The 18,904-nt window shown below is 62.4% G+C and carries 22 protein-coding genes; 8 read left to right on the forward strand and 14 right to left on the reverse strand.

From position 1 onward, the window contains the following. Nucleotides 1-23 precede the first annotated feature (23 nt). The 3 genes from BJD99_RS07900 to BJD99_RS07910 all read right to left on the reverse strand — a co-directional run bounded on the left by BJD99_RS07900 (nucleotide 24) and on the right by BJD99_RS07910 (nucleotide 4,026). The gene (locus tag BJD99_RS07900) at nucleotides 24-1,259 is read right to left on the reverse strand and encodes an Ig-like domain-containing protein (protein ID WP_256895546.1); all 1,236 of its coding nucleotides are present in this window, start codon (nucleotides 1,257-1,259) and stop codon (nucleotides 24-26) included. Nucleotides 1,260-1,350: 91 nt separating this feature from the next. Continuing rightward, nucleotides 1,351-2,904 carry an MBL fold metallo-hydrolase gene (locus BJD99_RS07905; RefSeq protein WP_084346226.1) on the reverse strand — a complete coding sequence of 518 codons (1,554 nt, stop codon included), beginning with the start codon at nucleotides 2,902-2,904 and terminating at the stop codon, nucleotides 1,351-1,353. A 105-nt stretch (nucleotides 2,905-3,009) separates the two neighbouring features. Further along, nucleotides 3,010-4,026 (reverse strand): UDP-N-acetylmuramate dehydrogenase, encoded by a 1,017-nt coding sequence (locus BJD99_RS07910; RefSeq protein ID WP_084346227.1) that lies wholly within the window; start codon nucleotides 4,024-4,026, stop codon nucleotides 3,010-3,012. 57 nt (nucleotides 4,027-4,083) lie between these two features. Here BJD99_RS07910 and BJD99_RS07915 point away from each other — a divergent pair, with 57 nt between their 5' ends. The 3 genes from BJD99_RS07915 to BJD99_RS07925 all read left to right on the forward strand — a co-directional run bounded on the left by BJD99_RS07915 (nucleotide 4,084) and on the right by BJD99_RS07925 (nucleotide 6,051). Then, nucleotides 4,084-4,590, forward strand: a complete 507-nt coding sequence (locus tag BJD99_RS07915) for a DUF2505 domain-containing protein (protein WP_084346228.1) — start codon at nucleotides 4,084-4,086, stop codon at nucleotides 4,588-4,590. A gap of 65 nt (nucleotides 4,591-4,655) precedes the next feature. Further along, nucleotides 4,656-5,159, forward strand: a complete 504-nt coding sequence (locus BJD99_RS07920) for a DUF2505 domain-containing protein (protein WP_084346229.1) — start codon at nucleotides 4,656-4,658, stop codon at nucleotides 5,157-5,159. 139 nt (nucleotides 5,160-5,298) lie between these two features. Further along, complete coding sequence (locus tag BJD99_RS07925) at nucleotides 5,299-6,051, forward strand: class I SAM-dependent methyltransferase (RefSeq protein ID WP_179142258.1); 753 nt, start codon at nucleotides 5,299-5,301, stop codon at nucleotides 6,049-6,051. Here BJD99_RS07925 and BJD99_RS07930 read toward each other — a convergent pair. Continuing rightward, nucleotides 6,048-6,635, reverse strand: coding sequence for a hypothetical protein (locus BJD99_RS07930; RefSeq protein ID WP_084346230.1), 588 nt, complete (start codon nucleotides 6,633-6,635; stop codon nucleotides 6,048-6,050). The two genes, BJD99_RS07925 and BJD99_RS07930, sit on opposite strands and share 4 nt — an antisense overlap. 143 nt (nucleotides 6,636-6,778) lie before the next feature. Here BJD99_RS07930 and BJD99_RS07935 point away from each other — a divergent pair, with 143 nt between their 5' ends. Further along, the gene (locus BJD99_RS07935; protein WP_179142235.1) at nucleotides 6,779-7,513 is read left to right on the forward strand and encodes a DUF2993 domain-containing protein; all 735 of its coding nucleotides are present in this window, start codon (nucleotides 6,779-6,781) and stop codon (nucleotides 7,511-7,513) included. A gap of 39 nt (nucleotides 7,514-7,552) precedes the next feature. On the opposite strand, the gene BJD99_RS07940 is transcribed toward BJD99_RS07935, so the two are convergent. Together BJD99_RS07940 and deoC are read right to left on the reverse strand one after the other, a co-directional pair. Continuing rightward, complete coding sequence (locus BJD99_RS07940) at nucleotides 7,553-8,188, reverse strand: maleylpyruvate isomerase family mycothiol-dependent enzyme (protein WP_084346232.1); 636 nt, start codon at nucleotides 8,186-8,188, stop codon at nucleotides 7,553-7,555. 67 nt (nucleotides 8,189-8,255) lie between these two features. Continuing rightward, the gene (gene deoC, locus BJD99_RS07945) at nucleotides 8,256-8,906 is read right to left on the reverse strand and encodes a deoxyribose-phosphate aldolase (RefSeq protein ID WP_084346233.1); all 651 of its coding nucleotides are present in this window, start codon (nucleotides 8,904-8,906) and stop codon (nucleotides 8,256-8,258) included. Nucleotides 8,907-9,004: 98 nt separating this feature from the next. Between deoC and purU the strand changes: the two genes are divergently transcribed. Continuing rightward, the gene (purU, locus tag BJD99_RS07950; RefSeq protein ID WP_084346234.1) at nucleotides 9,005-9,892 is read left to right on the forward strand and encodes a formyltetrahydrofolate deformylase; all 888 of its coding nucleotides are present in this window, start codon (nucleotides 9,005-9,007) and stop codon (nucleotides 9,890-9,892) included. A 13-nt stretch (nucleotides 9,893-9,905) separates the two neighbouring features. Here purU and BJD99_RS07955 read toward each other — a convergent pair whose 3' ends face one another. The 5 genes from BJD99_RS07955 to BJD99_RS07975 form a co-directional block, all read right to left on the reverse strand. Beyond that, complete coding sequence (locus BJD99_RS07955; RefSeq protein WP_084346399.1) at nucleotides 9,906-10,931, reverse strand: alpha/beta fold hydrolase; 1,026 nt, start codon at nucleotides 10,929-10,931, stop codon at nucleotides 9,906-9,908. Nucleotides 10,932-11,064: 133 nt separating this feature from the next. Continuing rightward, nucleotides 11,065-11,367: a DUF2516 family protein gene (locus BJD99_RS07960; protein ID WP_084346235.1), complete on the reverse strand. Its 303-nt coding sequence runs from the start codon at nucleotides 11,365-11,367 to the stop codon at nucleotides 11,065-11,067. A 55-nt stretch (nucleotides 11,368-11,422) separates the two neighbouring features. Then, nucleotides 11,423-12,220 carry a heparin-binding hemagglutinin gene (locus BJD99_RS07965; protein ID WP_084346236.1) on the reverse strand — a complete coding sequence of 266 codons (798 nt, stop codon included), beginning with the start codon at nucleotides 12,218-12,220 and terminating at the stop codon, nucleotides 11,423-11,425. Next, complete coding sequence (locus tag BJD99_RS07970; RefSeq protein ID WP_179142236.1) at nucleotides 12,213-12,746, reverse strand: helix-turn-helix domain-containing protein; 534 nt, start codon at nucleotides 12,744-12,746, stop codon at nucleotides 12,213-12,215. The genes BJD99_RS07965 and BJD99_RS07970 overlap by 8 nt, the downstream gene beginning before the upstream one ends. 128 nt (nucleotides 12,747-12,874) lie before the next feature. Next, nucleotides 12,875-14,125, reverse strand: coding sequence for a DUF445 domain-containing protein (locus tag BJD99_RS07975; protein ID WP_179142237.1), 1,251 nt, complete (start codon nucleotides 14,123-14,125; stop codon nucleotides 12,875-12,877). Between the two features lie 180 nt (nucleotides 14,126-14,305). On the opposite strand from BJD99_RS07975, the gene BJD99_RS07980 reads away from it, so the two are divergent. Beyond that, complete coding sequence (locus tag BJD99_RS07980) at nucleotides 14,306-15,061, forward strand: TetR/AcrR family transcriptional regulator (protein WP_256895547.1); 756 nt, start codon at nucleotides 14,306-14,308, stop codon at nucleotides 15,059-15,061. Nucleotides 15,062-15,116: 55 nt separating this feature from the next. Then, a complete protein-coding gene (locus BJD99_RS07985; protein ID WP_084346239.1) occupies nucleotides 15,117-16,085 on the forward strand; it encodes an iron-siderophore ABC transporter substrate-binding protein in 969 nt (322 codons plus the stop codon). Nucleotides 16,086-16,108: 23 nt separating this feature from the next. Here the strand turns inward: BJD99_RS07985 and BJD99_RS07990 are convergent, their stop codons facing one another. Beyond that, nucleotides 16,109-16,570: a PPOX class F420-dependent oxidoreductase gene (locus tag BJD99_RS07990; protein WP_084346240.1), complete on the reverse strand. Its 462-nt coding sequence runs from the start codon at nucleotides 16,568-16,570 to the stop codon at nucleotides 16,109-16,111. Between the two features lie 41 nt (nucleotides 16,571-16,611). On the opposite strand from BJD99_RS07990, the gene BJD99_RS07995 reads away from it, so the two are divergent. Continuing rightward, nucleotides 16,612-17,517: a PPK2 family polyphosphate kinase gene (locus BJD99_RS07995; protein WP_084346241.1), complete on the forward strand. Its 906-nt coding sequence runs from the start codon at nucleotides 16,612-16,614 to the stop codon at nucleotides 17,515-17,517. Between the two features lie 10 nt (nucleotides 17,518-17,527). Here the strand turns inward: BJD99_RS07995 and BJD99_RS08000 are convergent, their stop codons facing one another. Next, a complete protein-coding gene (locus tag BJD99_RS08000) occupies nucleotides 17,528-17,749 on the reverse strand; it encodes a hypothetical protein (protein ID WP_084346401.1) in 222 nt (73 codons plus the stop codon). A gap of 105 nt (nucleotides 17,750-17,854) precedes the next feature. Beyond that, a complete protein-coding gene (locus BJD99_RS08005; protein WP_084346242.1) occupies nucleotides 17,855-18,895 on the reverse strand; it encodes an NAD(P)-dependent alcohol dehydrogenase in 1,041 nt (346 codons plus the stop codon). Nucleotides 18,896-18,904 lie beyond the last annotated feature (9 nt).

The raw sequence follows: 18,904 nt of genomic DNA on the forward strand, positions 1-18,904 counted from the left end.
CCCTCCCTAGCCGGGCCCGGTAGCTAGCTTGCCGGGACCGGCGCCGGAACTGCTGCTCCGACGGGCAATTCGGACATCGACTGCCACGTCGGCCAGTCGATAGCCCAGTCGTACAGGTCTCCGTCCGCGGCGGAGAGGTCGATGCGCGTACCCGTGACCTCCACCGGGTCGCCGTACATCGCCGTAGCGAAGTATTGCTGAGCATCGGCGTCCGAGAGGTTGATGCAGCCGTTGGTGACGTTGGATGCGCCCTGAACTCCAGTGGTCAGCGGGTTGGCGTGAATGAACTCGCCGTTGTTGGAAATCCGCACTGCCCAGCGTTCGCGCACGTTCTCGTAGAACGGCGGATTCGACATGAGAAAGTCCTCGTGCTTCTCGGTCACCACATGGATACCGCTGCGCGTCACATTGCGTTCTTCGTCGCCCTCGCCGTAGCTGACGGGAATGTCCATGATGGTCTCACCGTCACGGACGACCTGCATGCGGTGACTGGCGGCATCGGCTTTCACCACCTGACTGCGCCCGACAGTGAAGTCGATGGACACATCGTCGGCGCCGTACGCGCCGTCGCCGTAATCCAAGCCGTACAGTTTTGCCTCGACCGATACGGCGGTGCCGGGCGCCCAGTAGTTCGTCGGACGCCAGTGCACGCGCGAGCCGTTGTCATCGGGGAACCAGGCCCAGGCACCGGGCGTCGGCGGGTTGGTCGTGACCGTCAATGCCTTCTCGACCGCGGCCTTGTTCTCGATCGCCGAATCGAACTGCAGAATGACCGGCGCCGCGATGCCCACCTCTTGGCCGTCACCGATGTTGGTGCTGACCGAAGTACGACTGTCGGGCTCGACCGTGGTGAAGCCTGCCTCGACGGCGACGGACTTATCGTCGGTGCCGACGGCAGTGCCCGCCCAGCTGTAGGTGATGCCGTATCCGAGCGGCTCGGTGACGGCATAGGACGTCTTGTCCGGCGCAAGGACACCTTGAACTACTTTGCCGTCTTCGTTGGTGAGCGTGACCTCGCCCAGCGTCCCGTTCTTCACCGACACCGAAATCGGCGCGATAGGACTGACGTCCTCGGCACCGTCGGCGGGAGTCGAGGATACTTCGGCGACGGGAGCCGCCTCGGCTGCCGGCGCTCCGTTGGAGGAGCCCGCGTCGTTACCGCCTATGGTGCAGCCCGAAACCAATGCCGCCAATGCTGCGAAAACCGTGATCAACCACAGCAATCGCGTTCGATTTGTCCGTTCTACCTGCGTATGCACGCTTTCCAACGTACCCGCGGAAATCGCGGTCCGACCTATCCGAGCCGCCGGTGCGGCCAGATTCACATCGAATTCACTTCGGCCCGAACCGTCAGTCGAGCTTTCTCGTCCTCAGCTCGTGCCCATTCGATGTCAGGCAGCGTCCGGTGTCGAGGTTCCAGTCCCACCCGTGCAAATTGCAGGTCAGCTTGTTGCCCTCGACGATTCCGAACTTCGACAGATCTGCCTTCAAGTGCGGGCACCGACGCTGGATCTCGTAGCCGTCCTTGACGATGGTCGCGGTGTCGTCGTGTGCTTCGGCGAACCAACCGTCCGCGTACGCAATACGCTCGTCCGTCAAGCATTTGAAGAATGTGTACAGAAACTCGTTGTATCCGCCGACTCGGCGAGCCCGGAAGCGTGTGGACAGGAAAATCGAGTTGACCCAATCGGGCTCCTCGTCACGCACGGCTGTGCGAACCAGTTCGGGCGCGATGGTGAAGCTGTAGCGGAACCGTTCCTTCACGATCGGCTCACGCACGATCCGTTTCGGAAAATCGAGTACGACGGTTTCCTCGCCGAGCATCATCGCAACCGGGTAGCCGATGCCATCGCAGATCTGATCGGACTGAATCATGATCGGTTCGAACAAGGCGCGAAGCGGCTCGAGCAACAGCTCACCCTCAGCCGGAGCCCAGGCAGCTTTCTCGGCGGCGATGACCCCGGCTTGACGCTGGGCATACGCCTCGATGTAGTCGGCCTTTCCGGTGGTGAAGATCGCCTCGACCTCGTCGACCGGAATCGGATGCTCATGCGCGAGCAACTCACTGCCGTCGAAGGTCGAGGTGGTTCCCGGCATCATCAACAAACCCTTGTCGTGGCCGTTGCGACGCATCTGGTCGAGGAAGACCATCTGGTCCGGGAAGATGTTCGACGGATCTTCGTAGACGTCGTTGAGGAACCGCAACTCGTCGTCGAGAAAGCACGGGGGCCCAGCGGACGGGATGACCCAGGTGGCGTCGATCTGCTCGATGTACTGACGCGCACGGTCCATCTGACGCTGACGCTTCTGTTCACCGAACGTTCGCTTCGCGCGCTCGACCATGTCGTAGACCATCGGGTACCAGATTGCGCCGGAGTACTGCAGCATGTGCACGTCCACGTGCCCGAACTGCTCGGTGAGGACATCGAGGTCGACCGGCCGCGCGTCGTTCATGTTGAACGCGACGGTCTTGCCGTCGGACACCACGAGTCCCGAGTCACCGATGGGGCCGTCCGCGGGTGCGCGGAGCGCGATGATCATGATGTCCAGGTCGCCCTTGGGGCCGGACACCGTGTGCTTCACCGACGTCGTGGTCTCGAAGAATTTATGGAAACCGAGCTTCTCGAGTTCGTGCCGAAGGTCCGGGACCGGGTAGTCCGGCAACAGCACGGTCGTGTCCTTGTTGACGTGCTCGGCCAGGTTCTTCGGGTCGAAGTGATCCTTGTGCAGATGCGAGACGTAGAGGTAGTCACAGTCGCCGAGAACGTCCCAGTCCAGCTGCGAGTTGTCGGGGAAAGGGAACCACGAGGTGAAGTAGGCGGGGTTCACCCACGGATCGCACAGAATGCTGCCGGCATCGGTCTGAATATGAAATCCGGCATGCCCGACGCTTGTGACCTGCAAAGAATTACTCCTCTTTCATGCGTGGTACCCACAGCCTGCACTCCCGCAGCTGCCGTGGATCAGAACTCCCATGTAACTGCTTCGATGGTAGGCCGAGTGAACAGGTCAGTTCAGCGAGCAACCGACCAAATCGCATTCGGGGACGAGGGTGATGCCGAACTCGGCTTCGACTCCGTCGCGAATATGTGATGCGAACGCCATGACATCCGCAGTGCGTGCACCGCCCCGGTTGGTGACGGCCAGCACGTGTTTGGTCGACAGCGAGACGGTCCCTGCACCGAATTCACGGCCGTACCCGTGCGCGAAGCCTGCGTTCTGGATGAGCCATGCAGCGTGCACCTTGATACCCGACGGGTCGGGGTACTGCGGAGCGCGCGCTGCCTTGGCCGGAACCTCGGTCAGCACCGGGTTGAGAAAAAATGATCCGACACTCCAGGTGTCGTGGTCCTCGGCGTCGAGGACCATGCCCTTCTGCCCGCGCAGATCCAACACTGCTTCACGGACTTCCTTGGCTGCGACCGTGTCGCCGATGCTCACCCCGAGTCGGTCGGCGAGCCCCGCATACCGGACCGGATCCGAGGATTCGGACCGACGAAGCTTCATCGTGGTATCGAGAATGACGTACCTGCTCGAGTGCTTGAACACCGATTGGCGATGCAATCCGAACCCACACCGATCCGGCGACCAGGTTGCTCTCTCACCGGTCTCGCGGTCGTAGACGGTCAAGCTCGCCAACACGTCCGACGTCACCGTGCCGTACGCGCCGACGTTCTGCACGGGCGTCGCACCGGAAAGACCGGGGATCCCCGAGAGCGCTTCGAGTCCGGCCAATCCCTCGTCCAGCGAGGCGGCCACCACCGAATCCCACGACGTCCCTGCAGCGACCCAGAGCGACTCGCCGTCGATTCGCGTCCCCGACGTCTCGACCTTGACGACCAGTCCGTCGAACCCGTCGTCACCGACAACGAGGTTCGATCCTCCACCGACGAGCAGCACAGGCGTCCCCGACGCATCGGCATCCTGGACCAGGGAGACAAGCTCGTCACTGCTGGCGGCGACGGCGAACTCACGAGCCGGGCCGCCGACACGCATCGTGGTGAGCTCGGAAATTGCGGTAGGCACGGGAACCCAGGGTACCGGTCTCACATGTACGTCCGAGCCACCCGGTAATCTCCGCGTATGCCTCGCCCCATCGCGCACAGCGCGTCCGTTCCCGCACCCGTCGACAAGGTGCACGCCGCGCTCGTGTCCGAGCAGTACTGGAAAGACCGTATCGAGGAGATCGGCGGCCCCAGCGCACGCCTGGTCAGCGTGCATGCGATCAACGGGACGATCAGCGTCGTCATGTCCCAATCCATCCCGGAAGAGGAACTGCCCGCTGCCGTCACCGCATTCAAGAAGGGCCCGCTCGTCATCGAGCGCACCGAATCCTGGGGCCCGATCGGCGGAAACCGCGCCGAAGGCAAATTCGGTGCCACGGTCGAGGGGGCTCCCGCCGCAGTCTCCGGAACCACACTGCTCGAAGGAAACGCCGAGGCGTCGACCATGTCGTTGTCCGGCACCACAGAGGTGAAGGTTCCGATCTTCGGCGGAAAGATCGAAGCCATGATCAGCGAGCAAGTTCTCTCGCTCATCGACAACGAGCACGGATTCACCGCGAAATGGATCGCCGAAAACCTGAGCTGACCGGACATACCGGCGGGTAGGCACCCTGGCCAGGCCCGCCGACGAAGCCGGTACCCTGTTGCACTATGGCTCGCCGCATGAACTACTCAGCCCGGTTCACCCACTCCACCGAGCAGGTGTACGCCGCGTTGTCCAGCCGCGATCACTGGGACGCTCGTATCGAGGAGATGAAGAAGTACTCCCACAACGAGCTGAAAAGCTTCGAGGTCGGAGACGGGGGAATCGACATCGTGATGCACCACATCATTCCGCGGACCGAACTGCCGGACATCGCGCAGACAGTCCTCAAAAAGGACATGATCATCACCCGAAACGTGCACTTCGATCCATTCGGCGAAACCACATCGGGCAAATACGATGCCTCCATCCCGGCCGGCCCCGGCAGCCTGAAAGGTTCCACCTCACTGTTCGCAACCGAAGCCGGATCCACCCTTCGAACCTCCTCGGAAGCCAAAGTCTTCCTGCCGTTCATCGGTAGCAAACTCGAGCAGCTCATGCTGGTCAACCTCATCGACCTGTGGCGCGGTGAAGGCGAAGTGACAGCCGACTGGCTTGCGCAGAACTCCTGACCACCACAGCCGTTCCGCAGGCTCCACTCCTGCTTTTCATGGTCGTTCCGCAGGCTCCACTCCTGCTCACCCGGGTCGTTCCGCAGGCTCCACTCCTGCTCACCCGGGTCGTTCCGCAGGCTCCACTCCTGAAGGCGTCATAACCAGAGGGACTACCGGAATCAACCGACTCCGTCGCAGCGATCGGTGGCTCACCCACAGCGCGGCCGTGCGGCACACGCTCGTCGAGGCAACCGATCCGCTCGTCGTCGATCTCGGCTACGGAGCTCGACCGGACACCACTCTGGAAATGGCCCGTCGCTTACGCACGATCCGGCCCGATCTGCGCGTCACCGGACTCGAAATCGATCCCGCTCGCGTGGTGGACTCGGTCGAGGGGGTGAATTTCGCCCGCGGCGGCTTCGAAATGGCAGGGCTCCGTCCTAACCTCGTTCGCGCATTCAACGTGCTTCGGCAGTATCCCGAAGAAGCTGTGCCCGAAGCCTGGTCACGCATTCTGTCCGGACTCGCGCCCGGCGGACTGCTCGTCGACGGCACCTGCGACGAGCTGGGCCGACGCTGTGCATGGGTCCTGCTCGACGCTCACGGACCGATCTCGTTGACCCTCGCATGGGATCCGTTCACCGTGGCCATGCCCTCGGATATCGCCGAGCGGTTACCCAAAGTGCTCATTCACCGCAATATCCCAGGCGAACCCATTCACCGATTACTCCAGGCCGCAGACCGCGCCTGGTCGACGGCTGCGCCGTTGGCACCGTTCGGACCGCGGGTGCGGTGGCACGCCGCGCTGAGACAGCTCGCCGTCAATGGAGTACCGACGGTGCCTCCCCGTCGACGGATGCGGGACAACGTTCTTACGGTGCCGTGGGACCTCGTGCGGCCCAACACCTAGATACAGGCGGAGAGAGCCAATTCGATGCGCTCGGAGACACGGTCGGATCCAGCAGTAGCTTCCTGATACAACGCTCCTGCGTCGACGCGACCGATGGCAACAGCGTCACCGACGACCTCGTCGAGGGTTATCTGGGAAATTCCGCCTCCCGCAAGGTCGAGGACCGTGCGGATCGGCGTCGTGAGCCTGAAGGTGCCCGTCGACTCGAAGTCGTGAGGTGCGAGTTGGAGCCGATGAACGGCCAGGCGGGTGTCGGTGAGACGAAGATCGGTGAACGCGGATACGTGTACGAACTGCGGATGCAGGTGACCGAATCCGTGTAGTTCCGCCGCACTCTGATGCGAGATGACGGCATCGCCGCCGAACCACGCGCACCACATTGCGAACTGTTCGAGGTCGCTTCGCGGCCAATCGCTTAGCCGACAGAGGTTGCGCTCGACTCGCATCCAATCACCGGCGACGAAGTTGGCGTGGAGCGCCGAGCGACCGAACCCGAGACCTTCGGCCTGTTCGGTGGTGAAATATCCGTCCTGACTCGCCGCGAGACGACGGAGTTCGGCGGCGCTTCCTTCTATCGTGCTCATGCACTAGACAGTACGTGAAGGTGTGTTGCAGATCACAAAAATGCGCGGCGGATTGCGTCGACGTTTCACTTCCATGTCCTCCGACTCGCCGCATCGGCCGGATTCACAGAGCTCTTTCAGATTCTTCGGGAAGACTGCTCCGAATGACACGAAGCAAAACTCCCTTGATCTTGGTGCTCGTTGCCGTCCTGGTGGTCGCGGCGCTGCTCGGCGGAGAACTGTTCTTCCGTCAGCAGATCAAGTCCTGCCTGGCAGGCCAGCTCGAAAGTGAGATCGGCAGTCAGGTCGATGTCGGCCTCGGCTGGAAGCCGATACTGGTCTCGCTGATCGACAAGCAGGTCTCCTCGGTGACCCTGGACAGCGACGACGCACGGTTCGGGCCTGCCGAAGGCATGACAGTGCACGCCGAGGTCAACGACGTGAACCTTCAGCAGAGCGCGGACAGCAACGGCACGATCGGCTCGTCGAGCGCGGACATCGACTGGTCCACAGCCGGGATCGCGTCGACGCTGCAGTCGCAGGGCATCGGCGCGCTCGTCACCGGCGTGACAAGCGATGCAAGTGCGGGCACGTTGGCCTTCGCAGTCGGCGGCCTTGCGGAGCTGACCGTCAAGCCGGTCGTCTCAGGTGGCCGCGTGGACGTCCAGACCGTCGGCGCGTCGATTCTGGGACTCGGAATCCCAACCGATCTGGTGGACAGCATCGTCGGGGTTCTGTCGGACAGCTTGCAGCAGTACCCACTCGACATGGCACCGACCTCGCTGACCGTCACCGACTCCGGCATCGAACTCACTTTGCAGGGAGATCAGTACACCCTCCCGCCCGTTTCGGCGGACCAGACCCAGCAGACGCCCGAGGGCTGCTCCTTGATCGCCTGACCTGGAGTGCGGGGTCGAAGCCGACCCCGCACTACTGCGTCACTCGGCCGAATTCGCCAGACGTTCGAAGCCTGGTCCGGTGACATCGGCAAGAGCCGAAGTTCGGCCGGTGAGAACGAGCATCAGCGATGCCGCCGGACCTTGAACAGTAAGTCCGCTGCCGAAGGTCCAGTCGAGGTCGGTGGCCTTCCAGTGCAGTGTGGCGTCCGGGATCGGAAAGATGCCGCGTGAAGGTGTACTCGTGATGAAGTCGAGTACCGCGACCTGACGTTCGTCGGTAATCCGATGCACGAGGTGCAACGGACGGCGGATGTCGTAGCCGTGCACGACAACGTCGGTGAGTGGCGCCAGCGGGCCGTTGCCCGGTGGGGTGAATCGACTGTCCGCATTCCGAGAAAGCAGTTCGGGGAGTCGTGTCGAGTACCGTCGGCCGACACCTCTCGCCATGAGTTGATTTGCGCGGTGGAAATTTCCACGCGCTCTCACCATCGTCAACCCGAACTTCCAGACTGGGGTAACCAACGGCACGACAAGATGCGCGACAACGTCTTTCACTGTCCACTCGCTGCACAGCGACGGAGTCGCCCACTGCTCAGAACTGAGATCCCACACCGTTGCAGCCAAAGCCCGACGCTCCTCCGCAATCGCGGAAAAAATCTCGTCGGCGCTACTCATCTTCGGAGGATAAGCCGATAAGGCCCGATAGCTACCGAACTTCGACGAAGTTTCGAGAAAACCGGACTCAGAGACCGTCCAACACTGCTCGCGTCCCGGACAGACCCAATCGCGTTGCACCTGCTTCGACCATGGCCAACGCCGCCTCGGTCGTCCGGATACCGCCGCTGGCTTTCACCCCGAGCCTGCCCCCGACGGTGGCGGCCATCAACTTCACCGCCTCGACACTCGCGCCTCCGGCGGGATGGAAGCCGGTGGACGTCTTGACGAAGTTTGCGCCAGCTCTCTCCGCCGCCACACAGGTTTCGACGATCGCTTCCTCCGACAGTGCGGCCGATTCGATGATGACCTTCAGGATCGCCGAAGATCCGATGGCTTCACGAACCGTCAGAATGTCGGCGAGCACCGCGTTGTAATCTCCCTCGACCGCCGCACCTATGTCGATCACCATGTCGATCTCGCGGGCGCCCTGATCGACTGCCAGTCGTGCTTCCGCCCCCTTGACGAGGGAATGATGCTTGCCGGACGGAAATCCGGCCACGACGGCGGTCACCAAACCTTCAGCGTGGATGGGCAGCATCGACGGCGAGACGCAGACCGCGAGCACGCCGAGAGCGCGGCCCTCGACAATCAGGGCCTCCACGTCTGCGCGGGTCGCTTCCGGTTTGAGCAGCGTGTGATCGACCATGCGGGCCAGTTCGGCGCGGTTGAGAGACATGGAGGCAAGCCAACCACAGCCCGACGGCCGAGGAGGACTCGCGCGCTGCGCGCACACTGGTGGACACAGCGGTCCGGACCACCTGAGACAATCGAGAAATGAGTTCCGCTGCTGTCGCCGACGACCGTCGCTACGTCCTTTCACTCGGATGCCCCGACCGCACGGGCATCGTCGCCAAGATCTCGACATTCCTCGCCGACGTCGGTGGATGGATCGTCGAGGCCGCGTACCACGCCGATCCCGACACCGACTGGTTCTTCACTCGGCAAGCGGTCCGTGCGTCTTCGGTCGATATGAGCATCGACGAATTACGGGCTCGCTTCGAGGCCGTCGCCGCCGAGATCGGCCCGGAAACCGAATGGACGCTCCATGATTCGGGCGAACGTAAGCGTGTCGTCATTCTGGTCAGCAAGGAAGCCCACTGCCTGCACGACCTGCTGGGGCGCGCCGCCGGCGGCGAGCTGCCCGCCGAGATTTCCGCAGTGATCGGCAATCACAAGTCTCTCGAGTCGGTTGCGACCGCGCACGGCGTTCGGTTCCACCACGTCGAATTCGCCAAGGACCCCGCTGAGCGCGGCCCTGCATTCGACGAAGTCCGTGACCTCGTCGACTCGTACGACCCACATGCCGTCGTACTCGCCCGGTTCATGCAGGTGCTACCGGAGGAGCTATGCGCCCATTGGTCGGGCCGCGCCCTCAACATCCATCACAGCTTCCTGCCGTCGTTCGTCGGCGCGCGTCCGTATCATCAGGCATTCGCCCGCGGCGTGAAGCTGATCGGGGCAACGTGTCACTACGTGACAGCCGAACTCGACGCAGGCCCGATCCTGGAGCAGGACGTCATCCGCGTCGACCACTCCGACGAGGTCGCGGACATGGTCCGGCAAGGCCGCGACATCGAAAAACTGGTTCTGTCCCGCGGACTGCGCTGGCACCTCGAGGACCGAGTCCTCGTTCACGGCAAGAAGACCGTCGTCTTCAGCTGAGGCCCCGGAGTCATCAGAGAAGCCGCAGGCGCAAGACCTCTTCGTTGAACTCGTCGATCGCCTCGACGGAGCTCATATGCCCGATCCGCGGTATCTCGATAAGCCTGCTGAGGTGATCGTGGCTCTCCAACGCCCGCGCAAGCTTGCGCGCCTGCACCGGTGGAGTCAGCCGATCCGCGGTACCGACCAGCACACTCGTCGGCACGCTCATGTTGGCCAACGCTTCGTGAATGTCGAGCTCGGTCAGCGCAGCTCCCCAGATCCCCCGCGTCCGAGGTTGGCACTCGAGCACGATTTTTTCGCAGAACGCGACCTCGGCAGGTGTCGCACCCGGGGCCATCGAGACGTACTTGATGGCCTGTCTCATCACCGGTGACGGCCGAAGTGGCACGGCCGACCCGAGTACCGCGCGCGACAGTGGCAACGGGACTCGACGAAAACGCTCCGGAAGTGGAATGACCGTTGTCTCGCGAACGAGGCTGTCGGTGGCAGTGCTTGCAAGGAGTACCGCACTGACGAGTCGGTCGACCTGTTTCGGGTAGCGGCCGGCCCACGCCATGATCGACATGCCGCCCATACTGTGCCCGACCAGAACGGCCTTGTTGTCCTCGGTGACGGTAGCGGCCAGGACGCCGGCGAGGTCGTCGGCCAGAACGTCGGGTCCGAGCAACCTGGTACCGACGTCGCTGCGACCGTGGCCGCGTTGGTCGTACACGATGACCGAGTAGTTCTCGGCGAACGCGTTGATCTGCGGGATCCAGTAGTCCGCCGAACATGTCCACCCGTGACTGAACACGATCGGTGGAGCATCCGGGTCGCCGTACACACGGACGTGAAGTTCTGCACCGTCATCGGTGACGACAGGGACGATGCGGGGAACGAACGTCGGCGTCCGAAGTAATGCGTCCGGGGCAGTGTCGGTGGTCCTTGTGATCGAAGTGCGAGCCCGTCGCCGCACGAGGTAGACACCGATTCCTGCCGCGGCAGCCAGTCCCCCGATGCCGAGGATGGCACCTTCTACAGCTCTACGTGAAACCACGAACCGAACTCCTTCGATATTGGTGACAGGACTGATCGATACGACGCAGCCGAGGGCTTTGCGTCGTATCGGATCTGTACGGGTCACACGCGTGCGCCAACGGCCCGGCCGCTGCAGCAACGCCGTGGTGCAGCTACCAGCGCGGTCCGCGCTGAATGCTGTCCACCTTCGGTCGCACGTCGATCAGGTAGACGCACACCGCGACCACACCGATCAGGCCGATGAAGTTGATGGCTCCGAAAACGAAGATGACCAGCAACGCCACGATCAGGATGGCGAGCCATACAGGCTTGGTCAGCTTGTCCACCGCGGTGAAGGCGTCGGGCCGCTGCCTGACGGCGTGGAACACCGCGTAGGCAGCACCGCCGAGCGCGATGAAGCGAAGGATGAGAAGGATCCACGAAGTGAGACTGTCGACGGCTAACACGAGACCCATACTACGCAAAACGCCCCCCACACCGCTCGATGCAGGGGGCATTCAGGGTTGAAAATCAGCTAGTGGACTTCTTTGCAGGCGCCTTCTTGGCAGGCGCTGCGGTCTGCTTGGCTGCGGTAGCAGGCGTGGGAGTCGAGGCAGACTCGGCCTTCTTCGCCGGAGCCGCCTTCTTCAAGGGAGCATCCACGTTGCCGCGGGTCTTGGACTCGACCTTTCCAGCGGTTCCGCTGACCTTCTGCGAAGCGTCGGTGGCAGCTTCCTTGGCGTTGTCACCGGCCTCGTCGATCTCGTCGGCCAGTTCGTCCGCGGTGTCGCGGACCTTGTCCGACGCAATGCCTGCGAGTGCAGCTGCGCGTTCGCCGACAGCGCGCGTCTGCGAAGCAACGGTTCCCAGCGCTTGCTCGGTGAGATCGACGACGTCGTTGGCTGCGGCGTTCGCACGATCGAGACCTTCTTCGACAGCCGGTGTGCGACGGATGCGCTCGACGGCCTCTTCGCCGCGCTCGGCGAGAGAAGTGTAAAGATCCGATGCAACCTTCAGGTATGCCTCTGCCACCTTGCGCAGCTCGTCCTGGGTGAAACGCTCACGCAGGTCGGCGATTTCGTCAGGGAGTTCGGCGGGCAACTTAGCGAGGCGCTCACGAAGACCCTCTACGCCCTCGGTCACATCTTCGGACAGGTCGGCGATCCGGGCCCGTGCGGTGTCGACACGCTCGGTGACCTCGGTGCTGCGGGACTCGGCGCGTGAACGAACCTGCGCTACGACGTCCGCGACAGCCTGGACAACTGCGTCGCCTGCGCCGACTGCGGCGTACAGCGGGGTCTGAATATCGAAGTTTTTGGGATCAGTCATGAGAAGACTCCTGTGTGGGTGATTCTGGGTCTGTTGACACATCGGGTTCGGGCGGCGACGACGCTGCGTCGCTCGCTTTACGCGCTTGTTCGTTCTCACGACGAAACGAGTCGTAGATTTCGATCAGCACGTGCTTTTGCCGTTCGGTGATCTCGGTGTCGCCGAGCAGCGTGTCTCGAACCGGACCGTGTGGACGTTCTTCCAAGAACCCGGCCCGTACGTATAGAGCTTCCGAGGACACACGCAGACCCTTGGCGATCTGCGCGAGCACGTCGGCGGAGGGTTTACGAAGCCCGCGTTCGATCTGACTCAAATACGGATTGCTCACCCCCGCCCTCGACGCGAGTTGCCGCATGGACACCTGCGCGGCCTCGCGTTGCGAACGGATGTAACTGCCGATGTCCGATGCTGCTGTGGTCACGACACTGGCGACGAGATCACTCGCCTCCGCCACGACCTCCGTAGCTTCGGAGACCTTGGCGACTATCCCCTGATTGTCGGTCTGATCATCATTGCTGGGGGTCATGTTCACTACTCGTTCCTGCATCGAAACTTGTGGTCTCGGCGTCAGGACCGACCATACCCAAGGGTGCTTGCTATTGCAAGCACTCTGCTAGCACTCCTGCCCAGGGACACAATCGGCGGGTTGGCGAATCAAAAAATCAGATTCGACACCGAGTAGATGGCCAAACCTGCCAACGCCCCGACAACGGTGCCGTTGATACGGATGAACTGGAGATCGCGACCCACCTGCAACTCGATCTTCGAACTCGCCTCTTCCGCATCCCAGCGAGCGACCGTGTCGGTAATGATCGTGGTGATCTCGTCTGCATAGTTGGCGGCGATGTAGCGCGCTCCGCCGAGCAGCCAGCCATCGACCTTGCCGCGGAGTTCGTCATCGTCGCGCAGCCGAACACCCCAGCCGGCCGCGTTCTCGCTGATCTTGCGTCGCAAGGTGCTCGACGGGTCGTCCACCGACTCCATGATCAACCGCTTGGCGACCTTCCAGGTGGCGGATGCAAGCCCCGTGACCTCGGCGCGACCCATGATCTGGGACTTCAGCGATTCGGCCTTCTCGATCGTCGCCGGATCATGCTGGAGATCGTGCGCATAGTCGACGAGGAACTTGTTGGCGGCCAGCCTCAGCTCGTGCTCCGGCGTCGACCTGACTTTCCAGGTGAACTCGACGAGTTCCTTGTATATCTTCTCCCCGAGCAGCGTGTCGACGAACTTCGGCGACCAGGTCGGAGAATCGCGACTGACGACGCGTTCGATCGTCTCCTGACTTCCCAGCGCCCACTGGTGAGCACGCTCGGCGAGCATGTCGATCAACGGCAGCTGGCGATTCTCCTTGATGAGTTCGCCCAACACCCGACCGATCGGCGGACCCCATTCCGGGTCGGCGAGCCTCCGCACGATGGTGTTGTCGATCACCTGCGTGATGTCGTCGTCGTTGAGCACTTCGACGACCCCGCGCAGCACCGTCGCCGATTCGGCCGCGACCCTGTCCGCGTTCTCCGGCTGCGCCAACCAGGTCCCGAGCCGGAGCGGAATTTGTGCCGAACCGATCTTTTCCGACACGACATCGGGCGCCAGGAAATTGCTTCCGACGAACGAGCCGAGGCTGGCACCGAGCTGATCCTTCTTCTTCTTGATGATGGCCGTGTGTGGGATCGGAATACCCAACGGGTGCTTGAAGAGTGCGGTCACCGCGAACCAGTCCGCCAGCGCACCGACCATTCCCGCCTCGGCCGCGGCCCGGACGTAGCCGACCCACTCGCCTGCGCCTCGGGACTCCTGCCATCTGCAGAACATGTAGACCACGGTGGCGAATACCAGGAACCCCGTTGCGAGGCCCTTCATCTTGCGAAGGTCGCGACGCTTGGTCGCATCGTCGAAGTTCATCAGCTGCACCTCGCCATTGTGCCTGCGTTCGGCGAGAGCGGTCGTCCCGGATGCACCGATCCGCACAGGCAGCTCGGTGCGGCAGGAATCGATACAACAGGACGCCTAAGCTGAGGCGGGAACGAAAACGACGGGATACGGCGGACACACGTGGCGAGAAATGCGACGACAGCGGCAAAAGTGAGCAGTCCGAAAGCGACGGAAGACGGCACACTCGAAGCAGAAGTCGACACCAAGAAGGCAGATACCGAGGCGGCAACGAAGCCAGCGAAGCCGGACGGCAGAAAACGGCGGTGGCGCGATCACAAGATCGCCCGGCGTGAAGAACTCGTCGACGGCACGTTGGCCGCAATTCGCTTGCGGGGCCGCGAGATCGGCATGGACGAGATCGCATCGGAGATCGGGATCTCGAAGACGGTTCTCTACCGCTACTTCACCGACAAGAACGATCTGACCAACGCAACGATGACTCGTTATGTCGAGACGACCCTCGCCCCACGGATCTACACGGCCATCTCGGAAGAACTCGATGAATATCAACTCACCCGGGCTGTCATCGCGGCCTACGTGGAGACGGTCGCCACCGACCCCGAGGTCTACCTCTATGTGATGGCCAACAATGCCGGCACCAATCGTGACGTTGTCGCCGAGTCGGAGCGCATGATCGCCGAGTTGCTCGCGACCGTCCTCGGCGAACGACTGCGCGCTCGCGAAATGGACTCCGGCGGGTCGGTGCCCTGGGCGTTCGCGATCGTCGGCGCCGTCCAGCTGGCCACGCACTGGTGGATCTCGAACAAGTCGATGTCGGCCGAGGACCTCATCGACTATCTATGCATGTTGATGTGGGGTGGAATCCACGGCGTCGCGCAGGCCGACGGATCGCCGGCGAAGTTCAAATCGCAGCCGCACCCGCTCGTCGACGAGGACCGCCCCTGAGCAGGACACGTGGGGGCAGGTACTCAAAAACAAGCAATGTAGGTTAGCGTTGCCTATGCGCTTACGGACACTCTCGACATTCGCCCCGGTGATCGCTGCCCTCGCGGTAGTAACCATGACAGCCTGTGGCACCGATTCCGGCAGCGAACCCGCTGCCGACGGACCCACCGTCGACACGATATTCGGCGAAGTCACCGTACCGGCCGCTCCTCAACGCGTCGTCGCACTCGGATGGTCGGACGCCGAGACGGCGCTAGCACTCGGAGTGCAGCCCGTCGCTGCAAGCGACTGGCTCGCCGTCGGCGGTGACGGACTCGGACCATGGGTCGAGGAAAGCTACGACACCGCGCCGACGATCCTCGGTACCTACGAGATCGACGTCGAATCGGTGGCCGCACTCGAGCCAGACCTGATCCTGTGGACTCGCAGCACGAACGACCAGGCAGTCTACGAGGACCTTTCCGACATCGCTCCGACCGTCGGCGCACCCGTCGGCACCGACATCGCCTACGGAACAACGTGGGACGGGCAGACCCAGTTGATCGCCGACGTGCTCGGCAAATCCGAGGACGGTCGCCAGATCATCGACGAGACCAACGAAAAGTTCGACGAGGCCGTCGCGGCGAACCCGCAGTTCGCCGACAAGACCGTTGCCGTCGGCACCCTCTACAGCGGCCAACTCGGCGCCTACGTCGACGGGGACGTCCGCGTGGACTTCATGAAGAGGCTCGGTTTCGTCAACAAGCCCGAAATTCAGGCGCTCGCCGAGCCGAACAAGTACGCAATCACGCTCTCTGCCGAGAACACAGCTGCCCTCGACGCCGATCTGACCGTGATGTTTCCGATCGGAAGCAGTGCCGAGTCGATCACCAACGACGCTGCCATCCAAGCACTCCCCTCCGCTCGCGACGGCCGACTCGTCGTCCTCGGAGACCAGAACCTGAACAACGCTTTCTCTTCCGCGTCCGCGGCAGGCACCCAGTACGCCCTCGACAACGCGGTACCGCTCTTCGAAAAGGGTTGATCACACTCTCCCCGGCGGGCTGGTCACACTCTCCCCGGCGGGAAGCCACCTTCGGCGATCGGCCCCCAGCTCTCGATCGTGATGCGTATCAACGATTTTCCCTGTTTGCGCATCGCCTCCCGATACTCGTCCCAGTCGGAATGCTCACCGGCGACGCTACGGAAGTACTCGACGAGCGGTTCCACCGAATCCGGGAGGTCGATGATCTCGGCCGTACCGTCGATTTGGACGTAAGCATCGTTCCACTCGTCCGAGTGAATCAACGCGGTCACCGACGGGTTGCGACGAATGTTGTAGACCTTCGCGCGCTCCGGGTACGTCGCAATGACGATGCGGCCTTCCGAATCGAGCCCGGACGTCACCGGCGAGACTTGCACTCCGCCGTCGCGTTTACGGGTGATCAGGGTCAGGTGGTGTCGAGGAGAAACGAAGTCGAGCATCGTGGAGCGGTCGACGGATTGTGCTGACGCAAGTTTCGGGGCCATGAATCCCAGGGTAGATCTCCGCCGCGGACTAGGGTCTGTTCATGGCCAAGTCATCCGAGAAGTCGGCGTCACCGGACAACGTGGAATCGAAGGACGAGAAGCCTTCGTTGTGGTCTACCCCGCCCGGCAAAATCCTCCGCGCGACCGATTCGACGCGTATCGAGGACATCGACTTCGATGAGACGCCCGGATTCGAGGGCACGAAAGAGGAGGGTCAGGATCTCCTCCTCGAGCGCGGTGAAGTTCTTTCCGCCCTTCAGGAAAAGTTGTACGCCAACGGACGTGCCGGAGATCTGCGCTCGATTCTTCTGGTACTGCAGGGAATGGACACTGCGGGCAAGGGCGGGATGGTCCGCAATGTCATCGGGATGGTCGATCCGCAGGGCGTCGACCTTGCCTCTTTCGGGGTTCCCACCAAGGAAGAGAAGCAGCACCATTATTTGTGGCGAATTCGTAAGGCCCTACCCCGCGGCGGCAAGATAGGGGTCTTCGATCGGTCGCATTACGAGGATGTGTTGGTCGTAGCGGTCCACGACCTGGTTCCGCGCCAGGTGTGGGAACCAAGATTCGACGAGATCAACGCTTTCGAGAAGGACCTCACCGAACAGGGCACGCTCATCATCAAGGTCGCCTTGTTCGTCTCGCCGGAAGAGCAGCGAGCGCGACTGCAGGAGAGGCTGGACCGTCCAGACAAGCACTGGAAATATAATCCGAGCGATGTCACCGAGCGTAAATTCCTACCGCAATATCGCACCGCGTACCAACGTGCCATCGATCGAACGAATACCGATTACGCACCGTGGTTCGTCATCCAGGCCGACCGGAAGTGGTACAGCCGACTGGCAGTAACGGAGTTGCTGATCGATGCACTGGAACAGCTCGAACTCGACTGGCCCGCTGCCGATTTCGACGTCGAGCTGGAAAAAAGGCGGCTGGCTGAAAGCTAGTGCCGAACCGTCAGAGCAGTCTTGGGGTAGTGCGGTGGAGTCGGTGATCGTGCTTGACCACTCCGCCCACCAGGCCCATGGCCCCCGCAATTGCCACCACGCAGACACTGCCTGCCAACACTGCCAGAGCGTCGTAGCCAGAACCTACTGCGACCAGGAACAAGCCCATCGCAGTGACGGCAAGCAATGCCAGTCCGTAACCAACCCAGCCTGCGAACGTATTGAGTTTCATCTCGGGTCCCTTCGCCGAAGAGAACTGTGCTGACCCGACTTCGACGCTACGCCCGCGTAGTACGCCTTTCGCATACATTTTCGGATACGAAAGGCGTACGAGAACTCAGAATGTCTTGGCGTCGATCACGAACCGGTAGCGGACGTCGCTCTTCAACACGCGCTCGTACGCCTCGTTGATCTTGTTGGCGGCAATGGTCTCGATCTCGGCACCGATGTGGTGTTCAGCGCAGAAGTTCAACATTTCCTGCGTCTGCGCAATGCCACCGACCATCGAACCCGCGAGGCTACGACGGTTGGCCGCAAGGGTGAATCCGCGCACCTTGATGGGCTCGGACGGAAGCCCCAGGATGACGAGCGAGCCGTTCATCGCGAGCAATGACATGTGCTTGTCCATGTCGATCTCTGCCGACACGGTATTGATGATCAGGTCGAATTCACCACGAAGCTTCTTGAACGTCGCGGCGTCGGAAGTGGCGTAGTAGTGATGCGCACCGAGGCGCTTGCCGTCCTCTTCCTTGTTGAGCGACTGACTGAGCACGGTCACCTCGGCGCCGAGTGCATTGGCGATCTTGACGCCGACATGTCCCAGTCCGCCCATACCGATGATGGCGACCTTCGTTCCGGGTCCGGCTCCCCAATGCTTGAGCGGGGAGTACAGCGTGATGCCTGCGCACAGGAGAGGCGCCGCGACGTCGAGCTCGATTCCCTCCGGAATGGAAAGAACGAACCCTTCGGTGACGACGATGTGCGTGGAGTATCCGCCCTGGGTGATGGTGCCGTCGGCCTGCTTGGAGTTGTAGGTCGCCGTCACACCCTTGCTGCAGTACTGCTCTTCGTCGGCAAGGCAGGCCTCGCACTCGCCGCAGGAATCCACGAAGCACCCGACGCCGACGCGGTCGCCGACCTTGTGCTTACTGACATCGGAACCGACCTCGGAGACGATGCCCGCGATTTCGTGTCCCGGAACGACGGGGTAGGTGGTGCCGCCCCACTCGTTCCGGGCGGTGTGGATATCGGAGTGACAGATACCGGCGAACTTGACCTCGATGAGGACATCGTTGGGTCCGAGCTCACGACGCTCGATGGTGACCTTCTCGAGCGGAGCATCAGGGGCCGTCGCGGTATATGCAGTAGCTGAAGTCATAGCTACATT

Origin of the sequence: Rhodococcus sp. 1163 (assembly GCF_002091985.1) — a bacterium.
In the GTDB taxonomy this organism is placed as follows: Bacteria; Actinomycetota; Actinomycetes; order Mycobacteriales; family Mycobacteriaceae; genus Rhodococcoides.